Annotated in this window: 27 protein-coding genes, 1 tRNA gene and 2 pseudogenes; 14 read left to right on the top strand and 16 right to left on the bottom strand. The window is 41.2% G+C overall.

What is annotated here, in order from left to right; all coding sequences use genetic code 11:
- Positions 1-318: 318 nt before the first annotated feature.
- The gene (locus tag MN200_RS14955) at positions 319-1,251 is read left to right on the top strand and encodes an IS5 family transposase (RefSeq protein WP_081405714.1); all 933 of its coding nucleotides are present in this window, start codon (positions 319-321) and stop codon (positions 1,249-1,251) included.
- A 187-nt stretch (positions 1,252-1,438) separates the two neighbouring features.
- On the top strand, positions 1,439-2,698 hold the full coding sequence (locus MN200_RS14950; protein ID WP_242759786.1) for a hypothetical protein: 1,260 nt from the start codon (positions 1,439-1,441) through the stop codon (positions 2,696-2,698).
- 64 nt (positions 2,699-2,762) lie between these two features.
- Here the strand turns inward: MN200_RS14950 and MN200_RS14945 are convergent, their stop codons facing one another.
- The 3 genes from MN200_RS14945 to MN200_RS14935 form a co-directional block, all read right to left on the bottom strand.
- Entirely contained in the window at positions 2,763-3,356 is a 594-nt protein-coding gene (locus MN200_RS14945) for a hypothetical protein (RefSeq protein ID WP_242759784.1), read from the bottom strand.
- Between the two features lie 90 nt (positions 3,357-3,446).
- Positions 3,447-4,643 carry an integrase arm-type DNA-binding domain-containing protein gene (locus tag MN200_RS14940; RefSeq protein ID WP_242759782.1) on the bottom strand — a complete coding sequence of 399 codons (1,197 nt, stop codon included), beginning with the start codon at positions 4,641-4,643 and terminating at the stop codon, positions 3,447-3,449.
- A 185-nt stretch (positions 4,644-4,828) separates the two neighbouring features.
- Positions 4,829-4,919: transfer RNA gene (locus tag MN200_RS14935), tRNA-Ser, on the bottom strand.
- A gap of 121 nt (positions 4,920-5,040) precedes the next feature.
- Between MN200_RS14935 and MN200_RS14930 the strand changes: the two genes are divergently transcribed.
- Positions 5,041-6,918, top strand: a complete 1,878-nt coding sequence (locus tag MN200_RS14930) for a potassium transporter Kup (protein WP_242759781.1) — start codon at positions 5,041-5,043, stop codon at positions 6,916-6,918.
- A gap of 62 nt (positions 6,919-6,980) precedes the next feature.
- Here MN200_RS14930 and MN200_RS14925 read toward each other — a convergent pair whose 3' ends face one another.
- Positions 6,981-7,484: a hypothetical protein gene (locus MN200_RS14925; protein ID WP_234304397.1), complete on the bottom strand. Its 504-nt coding sequence runs from the start codon at positions 7,482-7,484 to the stop codon at positions 6,981-6,983.
- Positions 7,485-7,741: 257 nt separating this feature from the next.
- Between MN200_RS14925 and MN200_RS14920 the strand changes: the two genes are divergently transcribed.
- Both MN200_RS14920 and MN200_RS14915 read left to right on the top strand, forming a co-directional pair.
- Positions 7,742-8,830, top strand: a complete 1,089-nt coding sequence (locus MN200_RS14920) for a DNA/RNA non-specific endonuclease (RefSeq protein WP_010327685.1) — start codon at positions 7,742-7,744, stop codon at positions 8,828-8,830.
- Positions 8,831-8,906: 76 nt separating this feature from the next.
- Entirely contained in the window at positions 8,907-9,152 is a 246-nt protein-coding gene (locus tag MN200_RS14915; protein WP_010327684.1) for a hypothetical protein, read from the top strand.
- A gap of 81 nt (positions 9,153-9,233) precedes the next feature.
- Here the strand turns inward: MN200_RS14915 and aqpZ are convergent.
- Positions 9,234-9,919: pseudogene (aqpZ, locus tag MN200_RS14910) on the bottom strand (aquaporin Z).
- A gap of 131 nt (positions 9,920-10,050) precedes the next feature.
- Positions 10,051-10,548, bottom strand: a pseudogene (locus tag MN200_RS14905) (AraC family transcriptional regulator); the annotation flags it as partial.
- 88 nt (positions 10,549-10,636) lie between these two features.
- Here MN200_RS14905 and MN200_RS14900 point away from each other — a divergent pair.
- Positions 10,637-10,879, top strand: coding sequence for a hypothetical protein (locus MN200_RS14900; protein WP_005156717.1), 243 nt, complete (start codon positions 10,637-10,639; stop codon positions 10,877-10,879).
- A 39-nt stretch (positions 10,880-10,918) separates the two neighbouring features.
- On the opposite strand, the gene MN200_RS14895 is transcribed toward MN200_RS14900, so the two are convergent.
- Positions 10,919-11,926, bottom strand: a complete 1,008-nt coding sequence (locus MN200_RS14895; RefSeq protein WP_026443915.1) for an AraC family transcriptional regulator — start codon at positions 11,924-11,926, stop codon at positions 10,919-10,921.
- 114 nt (positions 11,927-12,040) lie between these two features.
- Between MN200_RS14895 and MN200_RS14890 the strand changes: the two genes are divergently transcribed.
- Positions 12,041-12,685 (top strand): sterol desaturase family protein, encoded by a 645-nt coding sequence (locus MN200_RS14890; protein ID WP_004797727.1) that lies wholly within the window; start codon positions 12,041-12,043, stop codon positions 12,683-12,685.
- 323 nt (positions 12,686-13,008) lie between these two features.
- Here the strand turns inward: MN200_RS14890 and hisF are convergent, their stop codons facing one another.
- On the bottom strand, positions 13,009-13,770 hold the full coding sequence (gene hisF, locus MN200_RS14885; RefSeq protein ID WP_319823172.1) for an imidazole glycerol phosphate synthase subunit HisF: 762 nt from the start codon (positions 13,768-13,770) through the stop codon (positions 13,009-13,011).
- 110 nt (positions 13,771-13,880) lie between these two features.
- Here hisF and MN200_RS14880 point away from each other — a divergent pair, with 110 nt between their 5' ends.
- The 3 genes from MN200_RS14880 to MN200_RS14870 are packed head-to-tail and all read left to right on the top strand — an operon-like array spanning position 13,881 to position 15,895.
- Entirely contained in the window at positions 13,881-14,831 is a 951-nt protein-coding gene (locus MN200_RS14880; RefSeq protein WP_242759780.1) for a homoserine kinase, read from the top strand.
- Positions 14,832-14,844: 13 nt separating this feature from the next.
- A complete protein-coding gene (locus MN200_RS14875; RefSeq protein WP_005401391.1) occupies positions 14,845-15,474 on the top strand; it encodes a DUF1294 domain-containing protein in 630 nt (209 codons plus the stop codon).
- 28 nt (positions 15,475-15,502) lie between these two features.
- Positions 15,503-15,895 carry a hypothetical protein gene (locus MN200_RS14870; RefSeq protein WP_004691561.1) on the top strand — a complete coding sequence of 131 codons (393 nt, stop codon included), beginning with the start codon at positions 15,503-15,505 and terminating at the stop codon, positions 15,893-15,895.
- Between the two features lie 336 nt (positions 15,896-16,231).
- Here the strand turns inward: MN200_RS14870 and MN200_RS14865 are convergent, their stop codons facing one another.
- Entirely contained in the window at positions 16,232-16,591 is a 360-nt protein-coding gene (locus MN200_RS14865) for a helix-turn-helix domain-containing protein (RefSeq protein ID WP_242759779.1), read from the bottom strand.
- 99 nt (positions 16,592-16,690) lie between these two features.
- Between MN200_RS14865 and MN200_RS14860 the strand changes: the two genes are divergently transcribed.
- Both MN200_RS14860 and MN200_RS14855 read left to right on the top strand, forming a co-directional pair.
- On the top strand, positions 16,691-18,022 hold the full coding sequence (locus tag MN200_RS14860) for an APC family permease (protein ID WP_171253478.1): 1,332 nt from the start codon (positions 16,691-16,693) through the stop codon (positions 18,020-18,022).
- A 40-nt stretch (positions 18,023-18,062) separates the two neighbouring features.
- Positions 18,063-19,475: an FAD-dependent oxidoreductase gene (locus MN200_RS14855; RefSeq protein WP_242760554.1), complete on the top strand. Its 1,413-nt coding sequence runs from the start codon at positions 18,063-18,065 to the stop codon at positions 19,473-19,475.
- Between the two features lie 72 nt (positions 19,476-19,547).
- Here the strand turns inward: MN200_RS14855 and MN200_RS14850 are convergent, their stop codons facing one another.
- On the bottom strand, positions 19,548-20,447 hold the full coding sequence (locus MN200_RS14850) for a DMT family transporter (RefSeq protein ID WP_242759778.1): 900 nt from the start codon (positions 20,445-20,447) through the stop codon (positions 19,548-19,550).
- A gap of 90 nt (positions 20,448-20,537) precedes the next feature.
- Between MN200_RS14850 and MN200_RS14845 the strand changes: the two genes are divergently transcribed.
- Positions 20,538-21,086 (top strand): XRE family transcriptional regulator, encoded by a 549-nt coding sequence (locus MN200_RS14845; RefSeq protein WP_242759777.1) that lies wholly within the window; start codon positions 20,538-20,540, stop codon positions 21,084-21,086.
- Between the two features lie 72 nt (positions 21,087-21,158).
- On the opposite strand, the gene hisA is transcribed toward MN200_RS14845, so the two are convergent.
- The 6 genes from hisA to hisB form a co-directional block, all read right to left on the bottom strand.
- On the bottom strand, positions 21,159-21,890 hold the full coding sequence (hisA, locus tag MN200_RS14840) for a 1-(5-phosphoribosyl)-5-[(5-phosphoribosylamino)methylideneamino]imidazole-4-carboxamide isomerase (RefSeq protein ID WP_058870441.1): 732 nt from the start codon (positions 21,888-21,890) through the stop codon (positions 21,159-21,161).
- A gap of 79 nt (positions 21,891-21,969) precedes the next feature.
- Positions 21,970-22,635: a 3'-5' exonuclease gene (locus MN200_RS14835; protein ID WP_058870448.1), complete on the bottom strand. Its 666-nt coding sequence runs from the start codon at positions 22,633-22,635 to the stop codon at positions 21,970-21,972.
- 95 nt (positions 22,636-22,730) lie between these two features.
- A complete protein-coding gene (locus tag MN200_RS14830; protein WP_058870440.1) occupies positions 22,731-23,195 on the bottom strand; it encodes a DUF805 domain-containing protein in 465 nt (154 codons plus the stop codon).
- A gap of 235 nt (positions 23,196-23,430) precedes the next feature.
- Positions 23,431-23,862: a hypothetical protein gene (locus MN200_RS14825; RefSeq protein ID WP_201784309.1), complete on the bottom strand. Its 432-nt coding sequence runs from the start codon at positions 23,860-23,862 to the stop codon at positions 23,431-23,433.
- A gap of 92 nt (positions 23,863-23,954) precedes the next feature.
- On the bottom strand, positions 23,955-24,572 hold the full coding sequence (gene hisH / locus MN200_RS14820; RefSeq protein WP_004691555.1) for an imidazole glycerol phosphate synthase subunit HisH: 618 nt from the start codon (positions 24,570-24,572) through the stop codon (positions 23,955-23,957).
- Positions 24,572-25,165, bottom strand: coding sequence for an imidazoleglycerol-phosphate dehydratase HisB (gene hisB, locus MN200_RS14815; protein WP_004691554.1), 594 nt, complete (start codon positions 25,163-25,165; stop codon positions 24,572-24,574). The genes hisH and hisB overlap by 1 nt, the downstream gene beginning before the upstream one ends.
- 92 nt (positions 25,166-25,257) lie before the next feature.
- Here hisB and MN200_RS14810 point away from each other — a divergent pair, with 92 nt between their 5' ends.
- Positions 25,258-25,635 (top strand): GNAT family N-acetyltransferase, encoded by a 378-nt coding sequence (locus tag MN200_RS14810; protein ID WP_058870439.1) that lies wholly within the window; start codon positions 25,258-25,260, stop codon positions 25,633-25,635.
- The last annotated feature ends 24 nt before the right edge of the window (positions 25,636-25,659 follow it).

The raw sequence follows: 25,659 nt of genomic DNA, 5'->3' as shown, positions 1-25,659 counted from the left end.
TTAACCTCCCTTAGAAATTGTTTTAGCTCAAGTTTGAATCAGGTTCAAGCGTTTATTTTTGAATAAATATTTCACTTTGTGGTGCAAATTATCCTGTTTTGTGAAGAGTCTTTTTTATGAAGCAGACTTTGTGCCAAGTCTAAATAAGAATGTTCAGCATAAAAAAAGACCTTAATCTTTCGATTAAGGTCTTTAAAATTTTGGCGAAAGAGGGAATCACATTCTTAATTTAAGTTATTGAAATAATTAAATATGGATATAGCGGGCTTTGTTGCACAAACCTATCTGTAAAGGCTTTTTTAGCGATATAATTTTCAAATGAAGAAGCCTACACACAAAATCTACCGCACAACCAATTGGCCCGCATATAACCGAGCACTCATGAGTCGCGGAAATATTGCCATTTGGTTTGATCCTGCTACGCAATGGTATGCGCCATCAAAAGGCAAACAAGGGCGAAATCAAACCTACTCCGACGCAGCCATCCAATGCTGCTTAATGATTAAATCCTTATTTCGTCTGTCTTTACGTATGGTCACTGGCTTTGTGCAAAGTCTGATTAAACTTTGTGGATTAAATTGGATAGCTCCAGATTACACCACGCTTTGTAGAAGACAAAAGCATATTGATATTGTAATCAGCTACCAAAAAAGTAGCGATGGGCTGCATCTACTCATGGACTCTACAGGCATGAAGTTTCTAGGTGAGGGCGAATGGAAACGCAAGAAACATGGACCTGAATATCGTCGCCAATGGCGTAAACTTCATATTGGTATAGATGCTAAAACCCTACAAATACGAGCAGTTCAGCTTACAACCAATAATGTCAGTGATTCACAGGTGCTTGGTGATTTACTTAATCAGATTCCACAAGATGAGCGGATTGACTCTGTTTATACCGATGGAGCTTATGACACCAAGCAATGCCGTCAGGTCATTGCAGATCGGCAAGGGCATGCGGTGATTCCACCTAGAAAAAATGCGAAACCATGGAAAGATACAAAGAGTAGCTCGCTAGAGCGAAATGAATTACTTCGAACAATTAAACGTTTAGGCAGGACACTATGGAAAAAATGGTCAGGCTATCATCGTCGAAGTTTGGTTGAAACTAAGATGCATTGCATCAAATTATTAGGAGATAAACTCAGTGCAAGGAGTTTTGATAGCCAAGTGAATGAGATCCATGCACGTGTAGCAGTCCTTAACAGATTTACGGAATTAGGTCGCCCACTTACCCAAGTTACGCCTTAAATTTAGCTCAATTAGGGGCGCTTTGCATTTCAAATCTTTGTGCAACAAAGCCGTATTGTAGTTCAAATGGAGTCTGTGTGAGCGAAGGGCTTTGTTGCATAAATATGTAAGCATCTGATTTAAATAAATTTAATTTTGGATCAAAAAATAATCAAAACTTTTAAAATCATATAGTTATGAAATCTTTGTGCAACAAAGCCGCTTTGCTTCTGAAACTCTTTTGAAGTTGTATATGGCTGTGCATAAAGAACAATTGATTCATTATTTTAATGAAAAAAGCCAAGAAGTTGATCATGTATTAGACGTGTTTATTCGGACAAATAGTGGTGGGACAAAATTAGCTTTCTCGGATTTGCTAATGTCTATTGCAGTAGCAAATTGGAATGGTGACTTCAGAAAAGAAATTGAGAATTTAACAAATTGGATTTATCAGTCACAAGATTTGGGGTTTTATATTGAGCGGGATTGGATATTAAAAACTGCACTAATGCTGATAGATGAAGATGTCCGTTTTAAAGTAAAAAATTTTACAACTGAAAGAGTACAACAAATTCAAACCCAATGGGAGCCAATAAAAGATTGCATAAAAGAAACTTTTAAACTGATTAGAAAGTTTGGGGTGAATGCTCAATCTTTAACATCTAAAAATGCTGTCATACCAATTTGCTATTATTTATATCAAAAACGTGATGAATTTGGTAAACCATTATATTTAACAATTAATGATTTATCTAAACAAACTGAGCAAAGAGACAAAATTAGCCAATGGTTCTATATGGTGCTTTTAAAAGGAGTGTTTGGTGGTCAAGCTGATTCTATTATTTCAAGTATGAGACGAGTGATTAGAACCAACTTGTTAGAGCCATACTTTCCTTTGGAAAAAATTATTAAGGCTTACGAAGCTACAAATAAAGATTTACGTTTCGATGATGCATATATTGAGAATATGCTGAATATTCAATACGGAGAAACCCGTTGCAGGGCAGTTTTACATCTGTTATTTCCCGAGTTGAAAGCAACAGAAATTTTCCATATAGATCATTTACATCCTCAAAAGCTTTTCACTAAGAAAAATATAACAAAGGTGGAAGACTTTACTGATGAACAAAAAGTATTTTACATGAATGCTAATCATTGGAATTCTATTTCTAATTTACACTTATTAAATGATTCATTGAATCTTTCAAAAAGTGATCAGTCTTTAGAAGATTGGATTAAAAATAATAATAGCGGTTTTACAAATAAAGACTTACTTATTGATGATTCTATTTCACTGAGTTTTACACGTTTTGAAGACTTTTATAAAGCTAGAAGACAGGCATTAAAGCAACGGTTTGTTGAAAGAGTCTACATTCAGGATGATCAGCAAGAAATTAAGTCAGTTGATTTAGGACGGGATAATTTTGATGATCTGGAAGTTGATGATGATGACTTATTAATTGCCTAGTTATTAAATTTACAATTAAGCCTTATGTAAATAGGGCTTAATTGTCTAAATTATGACGATTAAATTAATAAAGCTTTGCTAGTAATTCATATTCTTTTGAATCTTCTGTTAATGGAACCATTTCAAGATTTTTGTATCTGAATAGGGTTGGCATTTCGTGAAACATGTCATAGAAGAAAGATACTGATTCTTTGTACATTTCCTGCTTTAATTTGGAGAAATTTGGTCTGTAGAATTCACCTGTACCAAGTATGGGGGTATAGAAAATCTTGATATGATTGATGTGAAGACCTGGCAAATGCTTGCTAATAAAGTGGTTAACCATATCTTCAAAGTTAATCTCATAAAAATAAATTTCTCTTTCTTCATCATATTCATGACTCACGTTAGTGATAATAAGCCACGTTTCTAAACTGTATGGATGATATATATAGATTTCTGCTGAAATGTATTCACCATCTTCATTTTCATAACCAGCAGGCAGAGGTCTATAAAAACCATCAAAAGCATTGGTTACGAGTTGAGCTTGAGACTTTTCTGAGTTATCTGCAAAACTTCGAATAGCATCAACTGTGCTTTGATGTAATTTAAATGCTTTGTTAACTATTCCACGACGTTCATTACTTTCTTGATTAATTTCAGCTCTGGTCTTGACCATGAATAATGTCCATACATTTTTTATTAAAAAATATAGGGTATCCTACAAATTTAAGCAAGTGGATTAAGAGGGTATTTTCAGATTTATAACCTAAGCTTGCTTAGATTTAAGGAAAGGTACAATCTTATTTCTTAAACTATCAATAAAATCAGACCAATCCTGCATCATCTTTGTTCGATATTCTAAATGCTGTGCATGGTTATATGCCTGAGAGACTGCATTACCCACAGTGTGAGCTAACTGTATTTCGATTGCGTCATGCATATAACCTTGCTCATGTAATGTTGTTGATGCAAGCCCACGAAAACCATGCCCTGTCATTTTGCCTGCATAGCCCATCGTGCGAATGGCACTTAACAGAGCATTGTTACTCAACGGCTTTGCAGTGCTGTGATTATAGAAAACAAATTGCTTATTACCTGTGAGTGGCTGTAGAGTGTGAATGAGTTCAACAGCTTGCCTAGATAAAGGGACTATATGTGGCAAATCCATTTTCATCTTATAATCAGGAATTCTCCATAAGTGATTCTCAAAATCAATCTCATTCCATTCCATGTTAATGAGTTCAGCAGTTCTCACAAAAGTTAAGGTCATAAACTGTAAAGCTGTCTTGACGAGAATATTACCGTGATAACGATCCATACGTTCTAAGAATGGTGGGAACTCAGAAATATCTAAGCGAGCCATATTCTTCACTTTACGAGGTTTGAGTGCTTCTCCTAAGTATGGAGTAGGGTCATTCTCGATCAGACCTTTACGAATCGCAAAACGGAAAATACGCCCAGCTAAAGGAATAGAGCGTTTAGCCATTTCTTGAGCACCGCGTGCTTCAATTTGTTTAGCACAAGAAAGGACATCTTTCCCTTTAATCTGGTCAATAGGCATATTGCCTAGCGCAGGGAAGAGGTCTTTTTCAAATACAGATAAGTCACGTAAATATGTTCCTTTTTTAATGACTGCCTTACGATCTTCCATCCATTCCATAGCGAGTGCTTTGAAAAGAATGCTTTCATCTGCTTGCTGTTTTTTTAGTTTTTTCTCTTCATTAGGGTTAATCCCATCTTTGAGCTTTAATCGAGCTTCATCTCTAGCACGGCGCGCCTGTGCAAGTTTAGTTTCAGGATATGTGCCAATACTGAAGATATTCTCTTTCCCATTAAATCGGAATTTCATACGCCAATACATGCCACCTGAAGGTGTGACTTCTAAATACATGCCTTTTTCATCAGAATATCGTGCTTTTTTTTCCGATGGTTTGATGTTTCTTATTTTTACATCTGTAAGCATGACAGGATGTCCTATAGCGTATTTGGGGGTATAAAAATAGGGGTATAAATACTTACCCCCATTTATACCCCCGAAAGGCACAGGATTTCAATAGATATTGTTAGATGTGATTAGACATAAAAAAGGATTAAACCATTGAGGTTTAATCCTTTTTAGAAACTATAGGACTGCATAAGAATTGAATTTGGCGGTGAAAGAGGGATTCGAACCCTCGAAACGCTATAAACGTTTACACACTTTCCAGGCGTGCTCCTTCAGCCACTCGGACACTTCACCATGGCGGAGGATAATATCGAAAAACATAGCCATCGACAAGGTGAAACAATTGAATTCGAGCAAAAGTTTTAGCTCAATGATATGATTCGCAAAAATAGTGTCGATAATTGAAGACAAGCTTATGCAAAGTACTGCAAAAAAAGCCGCCTTGCCTGCGATGACCTTGGCAGCATTAGGGGTCGTGTTTGGGGATATTGGAACCAGTCCACTCTATGCATTGAAAGAATCCTTCCACGCTGCACATGGCTTGGGCATCACCCCTGCAAACGTATTGGGTATTTTGTCCATTATCTTTTGGACCATGACCACGGTTATTACCATTAAATATTCTGCAATTGTCATGCGTGCAGATAACAATGGTGAAGGTGGGATTATGGCTTTGCTTGCACTCAATTTGCGTAATACCAATTTTAGCCATCGGAAAAAATTACTGTTAATTTCGATCGGCTTTATTGGGGCTTCACTATTTTTTGGGGATGGGATCATCACCCCAGCCATTTCAGTCTTATCTGCCGTAGAAGGCTTATCCATCGCAACCGATGCACTTGACCCTTATATTGTGCCGATTGCAATTAGCATCGTCACTGCTGTATTTGTCATGCAAAAGTATGGGACAGCCTTTGTTGGTAAGTTCTTTGGCCCACTGACCTTATTGTGGTTCTTCTCTCTCGGTCTTCTTGGGATTTCGAGCATTATTCAAACGCCTTTGGTTTTGGGCATGCTGAGCCCACATTGGGCATTTCAGTTTATCGTGACCAACCCTTTAATGGCCTTTTTCATTATGGGTGCGGTAGTGTTGACCGTCACAGGTGGCGAAGCCCTGTACGCAGATATGGGACATTTTGGTCCTGTGCCGATTCGTTTGGCTTGGTTTATTGTGGTTTTGCCGTGTTTACTGCTTAATTATGCAGGACAAGGTGCATTGCTCTTGCGTGATCCGACTGCGATTGAAAATCCATTTTACCTGTTGGTGCCAGAGTGGGGCTTGTACCCAATGATCTTCTTGGCCACTATGGCCGCCGTTATTGCTTCACAGGCTGTAATTTCAGGCGTCTTCTCTTTAGCGCGTCAGGCCATTCAATTGGGTTATTTACCACGTTTAAATGTGAAACATACTTCAGACTCAGAACAGGGGCAGATTTATGTACCTTTACTGAACTGGATATTGTTGGCATCGATTATTGTCTTAATTTTAATCTTCCAAACCAGCTCACAGCTTTCGCATGCCTATGGTTTAGCGGTCACCATGACCATGCTGTGTGATACCTTATTGATTGCGGTATTTATTCGTTATACATGGAAATGGAGCATGCCAAAATTGGTGCTGCTGATTATTCCATTCCTTGTTTTAGATTTGGTCTTGGTGAGTGCGACCTCACTTAAAGTATTATCGGGCGGTTGGGTTCCATTGCTGATTGGCGGTATTGCATTCATGTTATTAATGACATGGAAACAAGGTCGCGAGTTAACCTTTGCCAAGCTTCAGCAAGATACCTTGCCACTGGATTTATTTGTACAAAGTATTGGTGATCAAGCCAATTGGGTTGAAGGTGAGGCGGTCTTTTTAACAGGGACACCAACCGTTGTACCGCATGCGATGTTGCACAATATGAAGCACAATAAAGTACTGCATCAAAAGAACATCATTCTCACTGTTAAAATTCAAGATGTTCCTTATGTGGAAGAGACCAATCGCTTCCATGTCGAAACCATGAATCAGCATTTCTATCGTCTTGAATTGTACTATGGCTTTAAAGATGAAATGAACATTCCACAAGCGCTTGAAGCGGTGTATCAAGCGATTGATCTGGAATATAACTTAATGCAGATCAGCTTCTTTGTATCGCGTGAACGGATTATCAGTACCGTGGGTGATGGTATGGCGCCGTGGCGTGAAAAGCTCTTTATCTCGATGCAACGGAATACCAGTCCTGTGAGTGACTTCTATCAGATTCCACCAAACCGTGTGGTTGAACTCGGTAGTCAGATCGAGATTTAAAACCTCAATAAAAAAACCAGCGCATATGCTGGTTTTTTTTGGAGGATAAATCAGCTGAAGTCTTAGTTCATTGGATCATTTACAGGTGCCTCTGCTGATGAATCTAATTGCGGTGCAGCAGCTGGGGCAGCATTCATGTCTGCATTTGCCGTGGGTGCGACAGCATCATTTAACGCCGCTTCAGCTTGTTGTGCTGAGAGTTCTGCATTCGGTGCCAGCGGATGTTGCTCTGTTGGAGTCGCAGCGACTTGTTGTTGCGCTGTGGTATCAGGTGCGGCCTGTTGAACAGGGACTTCACTCTGTGGTGATGTTGGCATCACTGCTTGGTCATTGGGTACACCTCGGTTCGCTGGGCTGATAGGTGCTGCATTTGGATCAAGCAATTTAATTTGCCCTGAGCTTACGAGTTCTTGAATAGAACCCGGTTGACCATTAACCGTAGTCGTGACTTTGGCTTGAGAGAGACTTTCTAAGGTGTCACCCGGTTGGATAGGTGGCTCGGCGAAGGCTGAAGCACTTATCACTGTGCCGATTAAACCAAGAGAAGCTAAAATCTTAGAATGCATAAGAACTCCGTAAATTGCATGTATTATTTCGTTCGATTCTTTTTTACCTTGGCATATTTTTTGAAGCGACAGCAATCAAAGATACGCAATCGCATCACGTTGCCGTAGAAAAACTCTACAAAAAAGACATTTTGTTACATGCAAAATCATCTAAATATGGCGTTTTGTTTAATTGTTATGCGAATAGAACTCGAGCGATATACTTCGTATACGCTGATTGTTAAGCTCGTGAAAAACCGATGTTTATTGTAGTTGTGATGGCGAAGAAGAAAAGTAGTTCAGGTAAGTCAGTCTTTAACATGTTTAATCAAAATGGCCTGAAAGTGATTTTAGGATTGGTGGCAACGGGAAGTTTTGCGATTGCCTTTGGTCAAGAAAAAATTCAGCAATACGTGTCTTTAAGCCCAAGCTCAAATTCAGCCTGTTTAGAACAATTTTATCGGGAAATTCCGCCTTATTTACTCAAAGAAAGTTTAAGTAAACACAGCTATGCACTGTGCTTTAACGGTTTTAATGTGATGTATTCGGGCGTTTCGAAAACCCCCCTCTGGGTTGCAGAGGCCCTGACGCCGCAGCGCCTGAGCCAAAAAATTCCACGTGAAGATAGTTTTCACGAAGAAAATAATGTTGCAACCGAACATCGAGCGACATTGTCGGACTACCGTGGTTCAGGCTATGACCGTGGACATATGGCACCGAATGCTGATATGCCCAACAAAGCCGCACAATTCGACAGTTTTTCTTTGGCCAACATGGTGCCACAAGCCCCTAAAAATAATCAGCAAGTGTGGCGTGAATTGGAAGAAGCCACACGGGCGCTTGTGACCAAGCAAAAGCTAGATGTTTTTGTGGTGACTGGGCCAGTGTTTCAGGGCAAAAAGCTCAAGACCATTGGTCAGGGAGTGATTGTTCCGAGTGCGATTTACAAAGCGGTCTATATGCCAAAAACGGGTGCAATTGGCGCTTATTACGCACCGAATGATAATTCACAGCAGGTAAGAATTGTCAGTGTCTGCTATTTGGAAGAGCAGTTGGGTGTGAATTTATTTCCGCAACTGACAGAAGAGCAAAAACGTAATACCTATAAACTACCGTTGACAGCAACGGCGGTAAAAGCCAATAGTACAATTCAGTATTCACATTGGGATGCGGAAAGTCAGTGTGCAGAAGAGGTTTCATCCGAGCAGCTCAAAGCCTTACAAAAAAACTTTAAATCGGGCTCTACTCAGTCGAATACTGGTAGCACCGCAACAAAGGGCACGGGTATTGATGCGGCGGATCAAGATGCAATTGTGAAACAATTAGTCGACGTCTTATTGCAATATATTTTGCAGCTGTTACGTTAAAGTTCTAGGCAGTTGTATGTATAGACATTCGACTGCAGTGCCCAATGCCTGAAAAATAAATACGAGTAAAAATAAAATGTTTAAACCTTTTGTACAAGGCAACGAGTCTCATGCCATTCATGATTTGACCCTTGAAAATGACACAGACTGCGTCAGTATTTATGGCAATTTACAACTCACCAAAGACCAAGCTGGCCTAGCTGCGGCCAAAGCATTGCAGGCGTATCTGAATGCCATTGTGCAACAGCTTGAAAGTGAAGCTCAGCTTCCTGAGAAAATTGAACGTCCGCAGTCGGGTGAAATTGACAATCCGTTTTTATAACATAAGTCTATCTATGTTCCATGTGGAACAATAACAAACCCTACAGATTGTAGGCTTTGTTATTAATGGGGAGAGAAAAAATTAATCCTCTTTTTCTAAAATTTTATAAATAATAGCGCCGATAATGGCACCGACAATCGGAGCAACCCAGAACAACCAGAGTTGGCTTAAAGCGGCTGTTTCAGCAAATATTGCAACACCTGTACTTCGTGCAGGTTTAACCGAGGTGTTGGTCACAGGAATACTGATCAGGTGAATCAAGGTCAAAGCTAAACCAATGGCAATCGGCGCGAAACCAGCAGGCGCACGCTTATCTGTGGCGCCCATAATCACGATTAAGAACATTGCGGTCAGTACAATTTCAATCATTAAAGCGGAGATTAAGGAGTATTTTCCTGGTGACAGTTCGGCATAACCATTGGTCGCAAAGCCTCCTGTACCGGCGAAACCAGCTTGTCCTTGGACAATCAGGTATAACACCCAAGCGGCTAAAACTGCTCCGACCACTTGGGAGACCACATAGGGATCAGATCTTTGGTATCAAAACGTCCACCGACCCATAAGCCGACACTGACTGCAGGGTTAAAGTGACCGCCAGAGATATGTCCAAGTGCAAAGGCACCCGTTAAAACGGTTAAACCAAAGGCAAGTGCAACGCCAAGAAAGCCGATGCGCAACTCGGGAAAAGTTGCTGCAAAAATGGCACTGCCACAGCCTCCGAAGACCAACCAAAACGTTCCGATGAATTCAGCAAGATATTTATTCATAATGCGCTTTTTGTAGTTATTGATGTTTTATTCGCATAGAACTTTATATCTAACGAGAAAATACTCGTTTTTCAATCAATTTAACAAAAAAAGCATGACATCCTGATGACGTGGATTAAACAGGTCAGATTTTAGTGAAAATGCTGAATACGCCACTGCTGAGGTGTGACTTGGGTCCAGTGTTTAAAGGCACGTTGAAAAGCACTTTGTTCAGAGTAACTCAGCAACAGTGCAATTTCCTGTAAGCTGAGATGTGGATCTCTTAAGTATTGCTCCGCCAAAATACGTCGGACTTCTTGCATCCGCTGTTGGTAGGTCGTGCCTTGTTGTTGTAAGTAACGTTGCAGCTGTCGGACTGAAAAATTCAGTTGCCGAGCAATATGTTCAATTTGATATTGGTTTTTTTGTAGCCCGGTTAAAATCGCATGCTGTAAGCGCTGGTCAATGTGAGTAGAGTTGGGAAGTTTTTCCAGTAAGGCTTCGGCTTGCTGTAAGAGCAGTTTTTGCAGGGTTTGATCACCTTGCTGAAAGGGCATGGATAATTCGCTGAGGGGAATCATCATCATCGGCCGGCTTTGAGAGAAGCGAACTTTACAATTAAAGTAATGCTCATACAGTGCAGTATTTTTTACAATTGTTGAGATAATGTAGGGCCTATTGAAAATTATCAGGGTTTGGCTCACTGTGATGAAAAGAGAATAACAATGAGGGAACGAGATGTTTAAGCCTTTTGTGGATGGAAATGAGTCTTCGGCAATCTATGACCTGACGCTGGAAAATCAGGTCGATTGTGTCAGTCTATATGGAAACCTACAGATCACTAAAGATCAGGTTGGTTTACAGGCTGCCAGAAAGTTGCAGGCCTTTATGAATGAGGTGGTGACAGCCCTGGAGCAGGAAAATCTCCCTGAGAAAATTCAGCGCCCACCTGAACAGGAAATCGAAAATCCATTTCTATAAAAAATGCTTTAAGAAACCATCGTTTCCTTATCAATTTGATTAAGAACTATAAATGGTATTGTTCTTTCGCCACTGTTGTGGAGTTAAACCAGTCCAAATTTTAAATGCACGTTGAAAAGCACTTTGTTCCGAATAGCAAAGTAGCAAGGCAATTTCTTGTAGGCTCAAATGCGGATCTTTTAAATATTCCGTTGCGAGCATAAAACGTACTTGTTGCACACGTTCTTGAAAGGTGGTGTTTTGCTGTTGTAAGTGGCGTTGTAATTGTCTTACCGATAATCCTAATTTTTCTGCAATAAAATCGATTTGATATTGATTTTTTTGTAATCCAGTCAAAATTGCATGTTGTAGACGTTGATCGAGTTGAGTGGAATTGGGAAGCTTATCCAATAAAGCTTGAGCTTGTTGTAGCAACAATTGCTGTAAAGTGTGATCGCCTGTTCGAAGTGGCTTAAAGGCTTCGGTAACAGGTAGAAGTAGCTGAGTTTTAGGCTGATCAAAACGGACTTTACAACGGAAATACTGCTCATAAACCATAATGTTTTTCGGTGCGGTATTCACAAAATGCACTTCGTGTAGATTGAGATCTTCACCTGACAGAAATAACTTATGGAATTGCACCATCAGCGCAATTGCAATTTCATCTGTTAATTGGGTTGGGTTGGGTTCTGGAGCTTCCCAGCGGATTGATGCGTAGGGTGGGTTAAATTCAACGACGAGAGGGCTACCATCATAAATTAAGCGATGAAAATCATGATAACGCGCCAATGCTTCGCCCAAGTTTTCACATGACAGTGCGAGATAAGCAATAATTCCTAAATGTTTAGGTTGTACGTGCTCTGCAATTTCTAAGCCTAAACCTGTCTTGGGATTTAAACGATTAAGATCTTCAAGTAAGTCACGCCAAATGACGTAATCAAAACGTTCAAGATTTTGGACTTGTTGTAATTGCTCAGGAATTTCAATATTTTTTGTTTCGCAATAAGCCTTTAATAAATGCCCTAATCCGCCATAAACAGAGCCTGTATAGTTCTTGAGTTGGGACATCCTGTCTACTCCTTATTCTGTCGTGTTTTGTCAATATAAATATATCGTATCGTCAATACTTCGCCTACAAAAATTTATATCTTTAAAAAAATAAGGAAACATTTGGAGAAAACCATGTTGAAGGGTTTTGTTGCAGGTTTGGCAGTTGTAAATGCATATGAATGGTTTGCTCATAAATATCTATTGCATGGGGTACACCGTAAAGGCAAGCCACGTTTCAGTCCAACGCCAAAACAGATGGAATCGCATTGGGCACATCATCGTGAAGTCCGTAAACAAGACTTTTCTGATGATTGTTATGTGGAAGGTCTAGACAGTTGGCGTACACGTAATGAAATTATGTCATTGGCTGTGGTTGCAACCGTGTTGAGTGCGGCAGCCTATCCATTCTCCAAAGGGATGGCGCTGTCATTCTGGTATTGTGCAGGTAATTATTATTATGTGCATCGCCGTTCTCATTTAGAGCCAGAATGGGCAAAAAAACGTATTCCCTGGCATTATGATCATCACATGAACTCAAATCAAGATGCGAATTGGTGTGTGACCCGTCCATGGTTTGATTATGTCATGGGCACACGCGTGGTTTCATCTGCTGATTTAAAAGAAGCCAATCCACTCGGTTTACCTCTACCTGCGCCACTTTCCAAAGCGCTGACTCAAGCGATTGAATCGGTTTTCCCTGCGAAGTGGGTTGAGCAAAAACCAAAGTTAGTGACACCACCTGTAGCCGATGCGGAGCAACAAGAATCAGTTGCTTAGTGAAAAATGCGAAGTGTGACAATAAAGCACCAAAATTTTGACGAATCACGACAATACTTCAGTCGTCCATGTCGTGAATTGTCAATAAAATCTGTTTTTAATGTCAATATTTTTGTTCATTTTATAGCTATTTTGATTCAAGCATTTGAAATGCACAGAATTTTCAAAATGACAAAATTCACGTTTACCCTCTAGCGTTGTATAAACGCAGTTTCCATACCTTGCTTAGGCAAGGTATTTTTTTGCCTGAGGAAATGTTGAGTGAATAAAAAACCTCTCAAACGATGATTTTGAGAGGTTGGTTTTTTGAGTAATACTCGCGTTTAAAGACGCATTTCAATCCCTTGCTCAGCCAAATATTGCTTAGCTTCTGGAATGGTGTGTTGACCAAAATGGAAAATTGAAGCAGCCAGTACCGCATCTGCACCGCCTTTCAAAATTCCGTCAGCCAAATGTTGTAAATTGCCTACGCCACCTGATGCGATGGTCGGAATATTGACGCGGTCATTGATTTGACGCATCAGCTCAAGGTCATAACCTGCTTTGGTGCCATCGGCATCCATCGAAGTAATCAGCAGTTCACCTGCACCAAAGTCGGCCATTTTCACGGACCATTCAATTGCATCAATACCCGTTGGTTTACGGCCGCCATGGGTAAAAATTTCCCATTTATTTTCGCCCGTTTTTTTCGCGTCAATGGCAACCACAATACACTGTGCGCCAAAGCGTTGCGATGCTTCTTGTACAAATTCTGGGTTAAACACCGCTGCTGAGTTAATGCTCACTTTGTCCGCGCCAGCATTGAGTAAGAGGCGAATGTCTTCAACCTTGCGAACGCCACCACCGACCGTTAAGGGAACAAAAACCGTTTCAGCCATACGTTCAACCGTACGATAAGTCGTGTCGCGACCATTCGAAGTTGCGGTAATGTCTAAGAAGGTAATTTCATCAGCACCTTGTTCGTTATATCGACGTGCTACTTCTACTGGGTCACCTGCATCACGAATATCAAGGAATTGAACACCTTTCACTACACGACCGTTGTCCACGTCGAGGCAAGGAATAATACGTTTAGCTAGCATAATTTTTTCCAAAAATAACAGCCGATTATGAAACTTCGCGACTTAGATGCTACACCTTAATAGTCGGAGCGGGTATTCTATCAAACTTATGTAAGTTTTTTTGCAGGTTTTATATGTCGGTTTATACCACTTTGACTTTACAGGAAGTTCAGGCGTTTGCAGCACCTTATGGACTTGAGGTAATCGATCTGATCCCAATTCAAGGCGGTATTCAAAATACGAACTATTTTATTGTGTGTGAAAATGCTGTGCAGTATGTATTGACTGTATTTGAAGAAATGGATGAACAGGGCGCAGGCGAGTTAGTTCCTGTACTTGAGCATTTAGGTCAGGCTGGTTTAGCGGTTCCTGTACCTTTAAGTCACTCAGGCAAAGCCATTCATAGTTTAAAAGAGAAGCCTGCGCAAATTGCCCCACGGATGATGGGCAAGCATCCCATGCCTGCGACCCTTGAACAAGCCGAGGCGATTGCAATTGCGCAAGCGCAAATGCATGTCGCACTGCAAGATTTTCCATTGGAGCGTGCAGAATACCGTGACCATGACTACTGGCTTGCTGTAGCCTTACAGATGAAACCAACTTTAAGTAAAGCGGATCAAGCACTACTCAATAAGTTATTGGGGTTATATGACGCATTATCGGCGGTTTATCCGAATCGTCCAAAGGGCTTTATCCACTCGGATTTATTTCGTGACAACACTTTGTTTGAGGGCAATCAGCTCAAAGGCATTTTAGACTTTTATGAACTGAATAAAGATGAGTTCTTGTTTGATATTGCGATTACCCTGAATGATTTCTGTACCGAATATCCAAGTGTGCATTTAAATGAAGACAAGGCCATCGCATTTTTAAACGCCTATGAAAGCATTCGTCCTTTGACGACTGATGAAAAATCTTGCCTAGAGTTGTATCTTGCAATGGCCGCTGCGCGTTTTTGGATGATGCGTTTACAAGTGGCACAAAAAAATGCAGAACAAGGCCGTACTGGGGATGACATTTTGCAGAAAAATCCTGCCGAAATGCGTAATATGGTGATTGACCGCTTAAAGTTTGTAACTGCTTAAATAGGAAAGAAAAATGCGTGACCAAGGACGACTCGTTGAATGGTTTGATGAAAAAGGCTATGGCTTTATTCAGCCCAACGATGACAGCAAAGATCGCGTGTTTTTACATATCAAGGACTTTGCACGGCAAGGTCCTCGTCCTATTTTAGGCTGTGCGTTGGAATACAACGTGCTTGTGGATGCGCAAGGGCGTTATCGCGCACAGCAAGTCAGTTATTTAAAAGCATCACAAACCCAAAAGAGCCGTACCCAAAAAGTCTCCCCGAAAAAGACCGAACAGGGTCAACGTTGGAGTCCAATGCAAATTGCGTCGGTGGCATACATCGTGTTTTTGGCGCTATTGGTATTGCTGGGGCGTTTGAGTGGATTGGTGCTGCTGTTGATTAGTGTGATGAATGCGGCCAGTTATTGGTTCTATGCACAAGACAAAGAGGCTGCACAAAATGGGCAGCGCCGTGTACCTGAAAATACATTACATCTCCTTTCATTTTTAGGGGGATGGCCTGCAGCATGGTTAGCGCAGCAAAAGCTACGACATAAAACACAAAAACAACCGTTTAGAAAGATTTACTTTTGTACAATTCTATTCAATATTCTTTTAATTTTATGGCTTATTTCTCCTTTCAATAGTTTGCCTATTTAAAGTTCAAGCCCACTTCATGAGGGACAATATGAATTATTCAGTCGATCAAGATCCGAATCGTAGTCTGACTTTTATTCTTTATATTTTGTATATCGTTGCGATTTTTTCCGCAGGGATTTTAGCCATCATTGCTTTAGTGATTAATTATGTGAAGCGTGGCTCTGTGCGAGGTTCCATTTTTGAGAGCCATTTTACTTGGCAGATTCGCACCTTTTGGTGGTATTTGATTTGGAACGTGATCGCCTTTGTGCCATTTATTTTCTTATTCTTTACGGGTGAAAATGCCACCGCTTTCGCAGGTGTCGCACTCGGTGCTTCAACATTCTGCGTGTCTGTGATTGGGTTGTCATGGGTGTGGATTGTGTATCGTGCCATTAAAGGCATTATTCGTTTAAATGACAATCAACCGATGTATCAATAACAAGTGATGGGATTTAAAAAGGGCTGTATGCCCTTTTTTTAGGTCTGTATCTTTTGGGATGATATTTATGCACCGAGATGAACCAAGCTGATGCAGCAGTATGTCTATTTTTGCGCAGGCTTTTAAAAAGTACCTTACTAAATTGAATTTCAATCTTTACTTTTTTATATTAATAAATTTACTTTTTTAATATTTATAACTTACATTTTTATTGATAGTTAATTACTTTTTTAATAATTATAATTTACATTTTTAATAAATTAACCTTACATTAATGTACATTTATTTATATGAATAAATGCGTAGAGAATATTATTAAAAAATAGCCTTTTTTGACTAAGCGTAGAATCTTCCGCGACGACGTTTTAGCCCCAAAACATGGATGGCGCGAACCAAAACTGCATAAGAAACCGAATAGCCAAAGTGTTGTTCAAAAAGTGGAACTAAATAGCTAATATTCTGAAATTTTGTATTTTTAACAAATACTTGAAATTCATTCCAGTCTTTAATATGGCTAGGTGCTCCACGATTTTTCGCTGCTTTTGGAGACAAGCTACCTGTTTCCTCTTCGAGCTTAATCCATGCGTCTAAGGTCACACGAGAGATGTTAAATTCCTTGCAAACGGCAACCTTATAATCCGTGAGTTTATAGCGTTGAATCGCTGCTTTTCGAGTTTCTAAATCGTACTTTGGCATTTAATTCAATATTTTTAAAATAGCGAAGCTGTTATTATATGGCATAGTTGTTGCAAAAACCAAAATCACTAGATTAAAAAATGAAAGATGGTGATTTCGGTGAAAAATGCAGATTTTTCTTTAAAGAAAATGTCACTATGGCAAGTGGTCATTATTGGTGTGGCCTATATGACCCCGATGGTCGTGTTTGATACCTTTGGGATTGTGTCTGGGATCACTGATGGGCGTGTGCCATTGGCTTATATTTTGGCGTTGGTTGCAATGTTACTGACCGCATTTAGTTATGCACGTTTTAGCCGAATCAGTGGTGACTCAGGTTCTGCCTATAACTACACGGCACAGTCGTGTGGAGCCAAAGCCGGCTTTTTTGTCGGCTGGTGTTCACTGCTAGATTATATTTTGTTGCCTTTGGTGAATGCCTTACTGGCAAGTATTTACTTAGAAGCTGTGATCCCGAGTGTGCCGTATTGGCTATGGGTAGTTCTATTCACGGGTTTGGTTACGCTGATTAACTGTTTCCGAATCAATATTTTGGCGAATTTAAGTCTGTTGTTTGTACTTTTACCCTTACTGCTGATGGTTTTATTTATCTATCTAGTCATTCAAGGCGTGGGTTCTGAACAAGGTTATAATCATGTACTGACTTTAGCCCCGCTATTTAATGGAGACAGTTCTGTTTTGCCTTTGATTGCGGGTGCATCGATTTTATGTTTTTCATTTTTGGGTTTTGATGCGGTCACGACCATGTCCCATGAAACCAAAGATCCCCAAAAGAATATTCCACGTGCCGTGCTGCTTACCACGTTGCTCGGGGGCGGAATTTTTATTAGTGCCTCATGGTTTATCCAGCTGTATTTTCCAAGCAATGTGCGTTTTAACAACCCTGACGAAGCCTTACCTGAAATTGTCCTCTATGTGGGGGGAGCACTTTTCCAAGCCGTATTTTTATGTGCCCAAATCATGAATACCTTCGCTTCAGGTTTAGCCACTCATGCCAGCGCTTCACGCCTAATTCATATTATGGCGAAGGATGGCATTTTCCCCAAAGCAACCTTTGGGCAGCTCCATGCAAAATTAGGTACGCCACTTTATGCCGTCTTAAGTATTGGCCTGATTTCGCTATCGGCCATTTTTCTAGATCTTGCGACTGTGGTCAGCATGATTAGCTTCGGTGCTTTGATTGCCTTTACGGCGGTGAATTTCTCGGTTTTTGTGAAGTTCTATCTATTGGAAAAACAAACCCAAGGCATTAAAAACAAATGCCTCAATTTGATTCTTCCCTTGTTATCTGTATTGGTGATGCTTTGCCTTTGGGTCAATTTAGAACGAAATGCGCTAATTTTTGGTTGCTCTTGGTTGGCGATAGGCATTGGTCTATTTATTTATAAGAAATTGAAAAGACAAAACATTGCGATTGGAAATGCATATTAAAACCTGCATGAAAATGAGATAGATATTGAGTGTGAATGAAATGAATATGAATAAACCGACATTTTTAGATGACGTTGAATACAAAGCCTGTTCTGCGGCACAAAGTGGTAAAGAGTGGAATTGGTTGAACCCGCAGCGTGCTGCATTTAGTCATCCAGCCAATTACTACGAAAGCTCGTTACAAGCATGGCATGAGTTTGAGCCTTTAAATGCGGATATCGAATGTGACGTGGTCGTGATAGGCGGTGGCTTACTCGGAGTATCGGCTGCACTGCATTTGTCGGAGCAGGGTGTGGATACGGTCTTGGTTGAAAAAAACCGAGTGGGCAGTGCTGCCTCAGGGCGCAATGGTGGGCAACTCACACCGGGGTTGGCACGTTGGGAAGCCGAAACCATGATTGAGCACTTCAGCTTTGAAGAGGCTAAAAAGTTATGGCACTTTACCTCAACGGAAGCGATGGCTTTGATTGATAGCATCACTGAAAAATATGGCTTAGATGTGCAACGTAAACGTAGACACTTGACGGCCGCAGTACACCCAGGACATTTAGATGCACTGCATGAAGGGATGAAAGCACGTCAGTATTTAGATGAAAAAAATACCTCAATGTTGACCCAAGACGAATTACGTGAGCATGTGCAATCCGACAACTATTTTGGAGGTCAGTTGGATCAGCTCGGGGGACATATTCATCCTTTAGCCTTGACACGTGGTTTGGCTTATGGCTTTTGCCAAAACGGTGGCACGATTTATGAACAGACGGAAGTACAGTCAATTCAGGAGCGTACAGATGGTATTTATGTGACCACAGCCCAAGGCGTGATTAAAGCACGTAAAAGTGTGGTGATGGGCGTACATCATGCCTCATTTAAACTCTTAGAAGAACGCAATCAAACCACCATTCCTTTTTATACTTATGTGTGTACGACTGCGCCTTTAGCATTGGATTTGAAAGAACTGCTGCCGACGGATCTGCCTGTATACGATACCCAGTTTCAAATTGACTACTACCGCGGGGTTTCTAAAAATCGATTGTTATTTGGCGGTGAAGGCACGGGTTCGTGTTGGAGTCCTGAACAAACGCATGACTATTTGCTAGGGCGTATTCAACACGTATTTCCTCAGTTAGAGCAAGTCCAGCTTGATTTTGTGTGGAGTGGCACGACAGATTTAACCGTTAATGGCGCCGCGGATAGTCGCAAATTTGGTAGCCAATACCCAATCTATGCTGTTCAGGGGTGGAGTGGCCATGGTGTTGCGCAAACGGTGCGTATTGGTAAAGCCATTGCCGATGATTTCTGCGGTGAAAGTGATGACTTTAATATGTTGACCCGTATTCAACATCAGAACATTCCTTTTGGTCGTGCACTGGCGCCGTTGGTCATTCCAATAGCCAAAAGCATGTATGGAATCGGAGCAATGATTAATCCGGGCAAGATGGTGTCATTCTAACCACCTGACCATACTGCTGAATTGGTGGCCATTGATCACTCGATTCAGCAGTTTTTGCGTTTCGGAGATGGGCTAAAGTTGTTCGACGTTCTTTTTCGACTTCAGCAGTTGAGGTTTCCATTCACTGATCATAATGCCAAACACCACCAAAAGTCCGCCCAACAAAGCCAGTGGTGCTAAGCGTTCTCCTGCAAGGCGCCCAAATAGTGCTGCCCATACTGGCTCTCCTGCGTAAATAATCGCTGCTTGAGATGGATTGACTGAGCGCTGTGCCCAATTCATTACATATTGAATCACGGCACTAGCAAGCCCCAAGCTGAGTGCAATACTGAGTAAAGGCCATGAAAAGTCTGGAATACGGTGTTCACCTGCTAGTGGCATGGCTGCAAAAGCGAGCACAGAGGCAACTGCCAGTTGAATCACCGTCACCCGACCAATATCAACTTTTGGGGCAAAATAACCAATCAGGATAATTTCCATCGCTATAGCGATTGCACCGAGTAGAGTTAAGGTCTGGCCAAAATTCAGTGAAATTGAATTCAGGCTATTGCCTGTAAGTAAGACTAAGCCCATAAATGCACAGAGCGCACCAATCCAAATCATAAAATGGGGCACTTTACGAAAGATCAGCCACATCAATACAGGTACCAAAGGCACATATAGTGCAGTTAAAAAGGCAGATTCACTGCTACTGACTGTTTGTAGTCCGACTGTTTGTGTGCCATAGCCAATAGTGACCATACAGCCAATCAATGCACCTGCCCATAAGTCCTGTCGGGTGATGTGTTTTAAATGCTGATAGGAAAATAAGCCAATAATTGTCGCAGCGCAGGCGAAACGACAGCCCACAAAGAACATGGGGGAGCTGAAATTTAAGGCATATTTCACGGCCAAGAAGGTACCGCCCCAAATAAAGGTAATTAGAATCAGCGCAATGACAGGCGCTTTAGAACCGAGCTGAGTATTCAACATAAAAGAACTAATGTGCAATATATTGCACATAGCTTGTCATGCTTTGTTTTTATGTGCAATATATTGCTCAATGTTTTTTGATTTATCTCTATGAAGTCTCATGCGGTACTACAACACGTTAGTCAAAATGTACGTCATTATCGAAGCTTAAAAGGCCTGAGCCAGCAACAACTGGCGGATTTGGCTGGTTTAAGCCGTCGCATGGTGGCTGGGGTTGAATCAGGACAGGACAATATTAGTTTGGCAAAACTGAGCTTGATTGCCGATGTGCTTGAGGTCGATTTTGTACAGATCATTGCCGCGCCTGAACAGCAAGGGCAAGCGGTGGTCAATGTTTTAGCTTGGCAAGGCACACAAGCACACAGTGAAGCAAAATTAATGGCCTCGGCGGCAGCAACACAAAAAGTTGAATTGTGGACATGGGTACTTGCCCCAAATGAACACTATAGTGCAGAACCTGACCCAGAAGGTTGGCGTGAGATGCTCTATGTGATGGAGGGGGAGTTAACTTTGGATTTGGCAGGTGAGATGAAAGTCTTGGGTGTAGGAGAGTCGATTGTTTTTTCCAGTGCCATCGAATACCAATATATCAACCGTGGAACTGTACCGTTAAAGTTTATTCGTAATGCAATTTATTAAGAAGCAGATCTTAAAAACTGATATTTAGCGCATAAAAAAGAGGTCAAAAGACCTCTTTTTTAAATTCAACAATTAGAGTGATTGTTCATCTAACAGCAATTGTGCTTCACGTAGGTTTAAACTGCCTTCGTAAATCGCGCGACCGGTAATTGCACCCAAAATACCCGGTTGACCTTTGAGGTTACGTACGTCATCAAGGTTGGTCACACCACCTGATGCAATCACAGGTAGACCAGAGTATTGTGCCAGTTGAACAGTTTGCTCAACGTTCACACCTTGCATCATCCCGTCACGCGCAATGTCGGTATAGACAATGCTCGATACGCCCGCATCGGCAAAACGTTTGGCCAAATCGGTTGCTTTCACGTCGGTCACATTGGCCCACCCATCGGTGGCCACCATGCCATTCATGGCATCAATGCCGACAATGATATGACCTGCAAATTTCTTACAAGCTTCTTCAACAAACTCAGGGTTTTGAACTGCCTTGGTGCCAATAATGACAAAAGACACACCTGCTTCTAAGTAGTGTTCGATGGTTTCTAGTGAGCGAATACCACCGCCAATTTGAATTGGCAGTTCAGGTTGTGCACGAGCAATGGCTTCAACCACAGGTTTATGAATTGGCGTACCAGCGAAAGCACCATTTAAATCGACTAAATGTAAGCGACGCGCGCCTTCATTTACCCAGTGCTGTGCAGTTGCAACAGGATCATCAGAAAAAACCGTATCGTCTTCCATACGACCTTGTTTTAAACGAACACATTTGCCATCTTTCAGGTCAATTGCAGGGATGATCAGCATGCTTTCGCTCCTAGCCAAATCTTAAATAAAATCAATGTCCGTCATCTTAGCAAAGTATTGGCAATTTTCTAAGCATCTGTTACAGCTTTTCATGACGACAAGGTTTTGTTGTTTTCTCTAATTCTTTGGAAATATCTTTTGGGGGTCGCTCTAAACGCCGCAATTCTTCAAAAACCAACAGCGCCGCATAGGCATCCGCAGCAGCATAGTCAACTTGTTCAGGCGTGAGTATCTTCCTTGCCCAATTTGAAGTGCTGACTTTTTTGCTTTTGGGGAAGTTGAGTTGAAACAGCAGGGCGATGGCATTTTTAATACCAACAGGGTTGGTCAAACCAAAGCTGGTAAAGCATTTTGACAGCTCAACAATCCCCTTGAGCTCAAAACCTTTTTTACGGAACAGATGGGCATCATTTTTTAAACCAAAGCCCACTTTGAGCTGGTCTGGATTCGCCAAAAATGGTGCAAGGAAGCTCCAAATGGGTGGACTCATTTGAAACAAATAAGCACGCTCGACGCTGGCCAGTTGAATTAAATGCGGGCCCGTGGAGACTTCTCCCACGTGAAAGGTCGGTTTGGACTCGCTGTCAAAACCGAAGATGGAAACCTGTTCCAGTTCAGTGCGGATTGCTTCACACTGTTCTAAGTTTTGAATGACATGAATTGCTTGTTTTGGCAAATTTTGAAAACGAGGAAATTGTTGAATTTCGACTTTGCTGGGAAGGATGTGTTGAAAAGAAGAATCCATCATGCTTTGACTATGCCATTGTTGCTTAAGCCTAAAGCTTTTAGGTTGATTTAGCAAAACAGCCGACCTAGGCAGGCTGTTTTGCACAGGTGATTTTAGGACATAAAACCAGCCGCAATACCGCCGATAATTGCTAAAACGAAAATCACGATGTAAATCCATGCCAAAACAGCTTCCCAGCCTGCAGTGGGGCGTGGTGAACCATAACTGTTGTTACGATCATCGCCTGGTGCGAAAATCAGGTATAGCATTAAGATCACATTGGCAAGAGGCACCAGCATTAACAGTGATAACCAGCCCGTATGGTTGCGGTCATGTAGGCGACGAATAGTAAATACAAAAGTGAAGTACATCAGCGCAACATAGATCAGGACGATAAAAATCATGCCGCCACCGAAGTTGCCTGTTTCCAAGTTCACGAAGGTATTAGGAAAGATGGCGGTGAAAATACCAAGAATAATTGAAGCTACAATGGCAAGTAGACAGTTCCATGCTAGGTATGAAAAACGTCCGAAACGACCTGCGGCATTCAGCGCAGATTCTTGTGCATATTGAGTCATAGTGACTTACCTTATCGTTGTAAATTAAGTTTTTTATAAATAAAAATGTCTAAAAAGCAGGCAAATCATAATCAAATTTGGTGACAATGAAAAGGCATTGTAATTATTTGGTGTGTAGTAGTGTGCTGTAAAACAAAAACTTTCTATTAATATTAGATTAGAACATTGAATTAGTACCCGATCACTAGAATTCCTTTTAATGGAAGAATAATACGCTGTGAGGTGTAAAGTGTATCTAAAAATTGATAGACCTTTTGAAAATCATGTAAGTATTTCGTACAGCTAAAACTAGATAGTCGATATTAACCATCATACTGGCTTGGAATATATCTTTTAAAAACTGGTTATTGACGACTGCACGTCCAGCTTCAACTTCAATAACGATTTTTTGCTCGAAGTGAATGGCATCGGCTAAGAAACTTTTAGAAGCTTGGTTGTTATAACCGAATAGGACTGGAACGGGGATTTTATCTTCGGCAGATTTACTTTTTTCAACTTTGAATCCAATTTTTCCAAGTCCATTTGCAATAGTAAGAAGAACTTCATTGCTGGAAAGTTGATGTGTTTGTGAACTTATACCAGTAATGTGCTGTTTAAAGACTTCAGTAATCTCTAAAAGTTTTGGTGCTGTTGGGTAAGAGCGAGGAAAGAATTGGAATTGGAGCATTTGTCGTACATTTCTAAACTGTTATTGGTTGATAATAAGAGAAAAGCCCAACCGAAGTTGAGCTTTTTCAATCAAAAAGAAGCTGGAATAAATTAAATTTTCCATTCCACAAAGTTTTTCAGCAGTTGTAAACCTGCGGTATGACTTTTTTCAGGGTGAAACTGTGTCGCAAACAAGTTTTCTTGATGAATTGCCGTGCAGAACTCTAAACCGTAGTCACAGGTCGCCGCCACAATACCAGAGTTCTTCGGTTCAACATAAAAGCTGTGCACGAAGTAAAAACGTGCATCTTGCTCAATGTCTTTCCACATTGGATGACTCGGATCAGCCTGATGAACTTGGTTCCAACCCATATGGGGTACTTTCAAGCCGTCTACATCAGGAAAGCGTTTCACACTGCCTTCAAAAATACCGAGAGCATCGACTCCGCCATTTTCTTCAGAGCGTTGCATCAGCGCTTGCATACCCACACAAATCGCTAATACAGGCTTATTAAATGCTGCATGACGAACGACTTCATCAATCCCTGCTTCATGCATGCCTTGCATACAGTCACGCATAGCACCTACGCCAGGGAACACAATTTTATCAGCTTGGGCCACTAACTTGGGATCATTAGTCACATCGACCGTTGCACCAACATGCTCAAGCGCTTTTGCTGCTGAGTGTAGGTTACCCATACCATAGTCAAGAAGGGCAATACGGGTCATTACAAACTACCTTTGGTTGAAGCAATGGTGTTGGTTGCACGTGGGTCAATTTCACAGGCCATACGAAGTGCACGCGCAAACGCTTTGAACACACTTTCAATTTGGTGGTGGCTATTTTTCCCTTTCAGGTTATCAATGTGTACCGTCATGAGCGCATGGTTCACAAAGCCTTGGAAAAACTCAGAGAATAGATCCACATCAAAACGACCAATCATGGCGCGGGTAAATGGAATATCCATAAACAAACCCGGACGGCCGGATAAGTCCACCACAGCACGGCTTAAAGATTCATCTAACGGTGCATAAAAATGACCATAACGACGTAAACCTTTCTTGTCACCTAAAGCTTTGGCAAAAGCCTGCCCAAGCGTGATACCACAGTCTTCAACCGTGTGGTGATCATCAATTTCTAAGTCGCCATCACATTCAATATCAATATCAAATAAGCCATGTCGCTTGATTTGATCAATCATATGATCTAAAAAGGGAATACCTGTGTTGAGCGTGCCTTGACCCGTACCATCGAGGTTTACACGAACTCGAATTTTGGTTTCGTTGGTATTTCTTACCACTTCACTGATACGTTCTGTCATAGACACGTTCCTCAAAGACGTCAAATAATTGATGTAAAATGTTTCGCCGTAACGAAGTCACCGCATATTAGATTGCTCAGGAGGGTTTATCAATGCCTATTACCGTACACGCTTATACTTCACTGGAAAAAGAAGAGTTGCGCAGCCAGCTAGAGCGACTGTACGACACCAGTCCTGAATTTGGCGATGGGCATGATGCCGTAGAACAACTTGAGCAAAATCTAGCTCAGTATACCTTACTTTACACCGCAGAATTTAATACTAAAGTCATTGGCGCCATTTGGTGTAGTGGGCAGGGTGAAAATAAAACCTTAGAATACATCGTGGTACATCCTGCAAACCGTGGAAGAGGGGTTGCGGAGCGGCTGGTTGAAGAAGTCTGTCGTATGGAAGAAGCCAACGGTGTCAAAGTGTTCGAGCCAGGCTGTGGTGCTATTCACCGTTGCTTAGAGCACATTGGCAAAATTTAAGCTTTTTTAAAACAGTCTTTGGGC

The sequence above is a fragment of the Acinetobacter sp. LUNF3 genome (assembly GCF_022699605.1).
Classification (GTDB): domain Bacteria; phylum Pseudomonadota; class Gammaproteobacteria; order Pseudomonadales; family Moraxellaceae; genus Acinetobacter; species Acinetobacter johnsonii.
This window is presented reverse-complemented; position numbering and strand designations above follow the sequence as displayed.

Bases quoted from the DNA above. Each gene is read 5' to 3' on its own strand.
- MN200_RS14955 (WP_081405714.1), top strand. From the start codon at position 319: ATGAAGAAGCCTACACACAAAATCTACCGCACAACCAATTGGCCCGCA.
- MN200_RS14945 (WP_242759784.1), bottom strand. From the start codon at position 3,356: ATGGTCAAGACCAGAGCTGAAATTAATCAAGAAAGTAATGAACGTCGT.
- MN200_RS14940 (WP_242759782.1), bottom strand. From the start codon at position 4,643: ATGCTTACAGATGTAAAAATAAGAAACATCAAACCATCGGAAAAAAAA.
- MN200_RS14930 (WP_242759781.1), top strand. From the start codon at position 5,041: ATGCAAAGTACTGCAAAAAAAGCCGCCTTGCCTGCGATGACCTTGGCA.
- MN200_RS14925 (WP_234304397.1), bottom strand. From the start codon at position 7,484: ATGCATTCTAAGATTTTAGCTTCTCTTGGTTTAATCGGCACAGTGATA.
- MN200_RS14920 (WP_010327685.1), top strand. From the start codon at position 7,742: ATGGCGAAGAAGAAAAGTAGTTCAGGTAAGTCAGTCTTTAACATGTTT.
- MN200_RS14915 (WP_010327684.1), top strand. From the start codon at position 8,907: ATGTTTAAACCTTTTGTACAAGGCAACGAGTCTCATGCCATTCATGAT.
- MN200_RS14900 (WP_005156717.1), top strand. From the start codon at position 10,637: ATGTTTAAGCCTTTTGTGGATGGAAATGAGTCTTCGGCAATCTATGAC.
- MN200_RS14895 (WP_026443915.1), bottom strand. From the start codon at position 11,926: ATGTCCCAACTCAAGAACTATACAGGCTCTGTTTATGGCGGATTAGGG.
- MN200_RS14890 (WP_004797727.1), top strand. From the start codon at position 12,041: ATGTTGAAGGGTTTTGTTGCAGGTTTGGCAGTTGTAAATGCATATGAA.
- MN200_RS14880 (WP_242759780.1), top strand. From the start codon at position 13,881: ATGTCGGTTTATACCACTTTGACTTTACAGGAAGTTCAGGCGTTTGCA.
- MN200_RS14875 (WP_005401391.1), top strand. From the start codon at position 14,845: ATGCGTGACCAAGGACGACTCGTTGAATGGTTTGATGAAAAAGGCTAT.
- MN200_RS14870 (WP_004691561.1), top strand. From the start codon at position 15,503: ATGAATTATTCAGTCGATCAAGATCCGAATCGTAGTCTGACTTTTATT.
- MN200_RS14865 (WP_242759779.1), bottom strand. From the start codon at position 16,591: ATGCCAAAGTACGATTTAGAAACTCGAAAAGCAGCGATTCAACGCTAT.
- MN200_RS14855 (WP_242760554.1), top strand. From the start codon at position 18,063: ATGAATATGAATAAACCGACATTTTTAGATGACGTTGAATACAAAGCC.
- MN200_RS14850 (WP_242759778.1), bottom strand. From the start codon at position 20,447: ATGTTGAATACTCAGCTCGGTTCTAAAGCGCCTGTCATTGCGCTGATT.
- MN200_RS14845 (WP_242759777.1), top strand. From the start codon at position 20,538: ATGAAGTCTCATGCGGTACTACAACACGTTAGTCAAAATGTACGTCAT.
- hisA (WP_058870441.1), bottom strand. From the start codon at position 21,890: ATGCTGATCATCCCTGCAATTGACCTGAAAGATGGCAAATGTGTTCGT.
- MN200_RS14835 (WP_058870448.1), bottom strand. From the start codon at position 22,635: ATGGATTCTTCTTTTCAACACATCCTTCCCAGCAAAGTCGAAATTCAA.
- MN200_RS14830 (WP_058870440.1), bottom strand. From the start codon at position 23,195: ATGACTCAATATGCACAAGAATCTGCGCTGAATGCCGCAGGTCGTTTC.
- MN200_RS14825 (WP_201784309.1), bottom strand. From the start codon at position 23,862: ATGCTCCAATTCCAATTCTTTCCTCGCTCTTACCCAACAGCACCAAAA.
- hisH (WP_004691555.1), bottom strand. From the start codon at position 24,572: ATGACCCGTATTGCCCTTCTTGACTATGGTATGGGTAACCTACACTCA.
- hisB (WP_004691554.1), bottom strand. From the start codon at position 25,165: ATGACAGAACGTATCAGTGAAGTGGTAAGAAATACCAACGAAACCAAA.
- MN200_RS14810 (WP_058870439.1), top strand. From the start codon at position 25,258: ATGCCTATTACCGTACACGCTTATACTTCACTGGAAAAAGAAGAGTTG.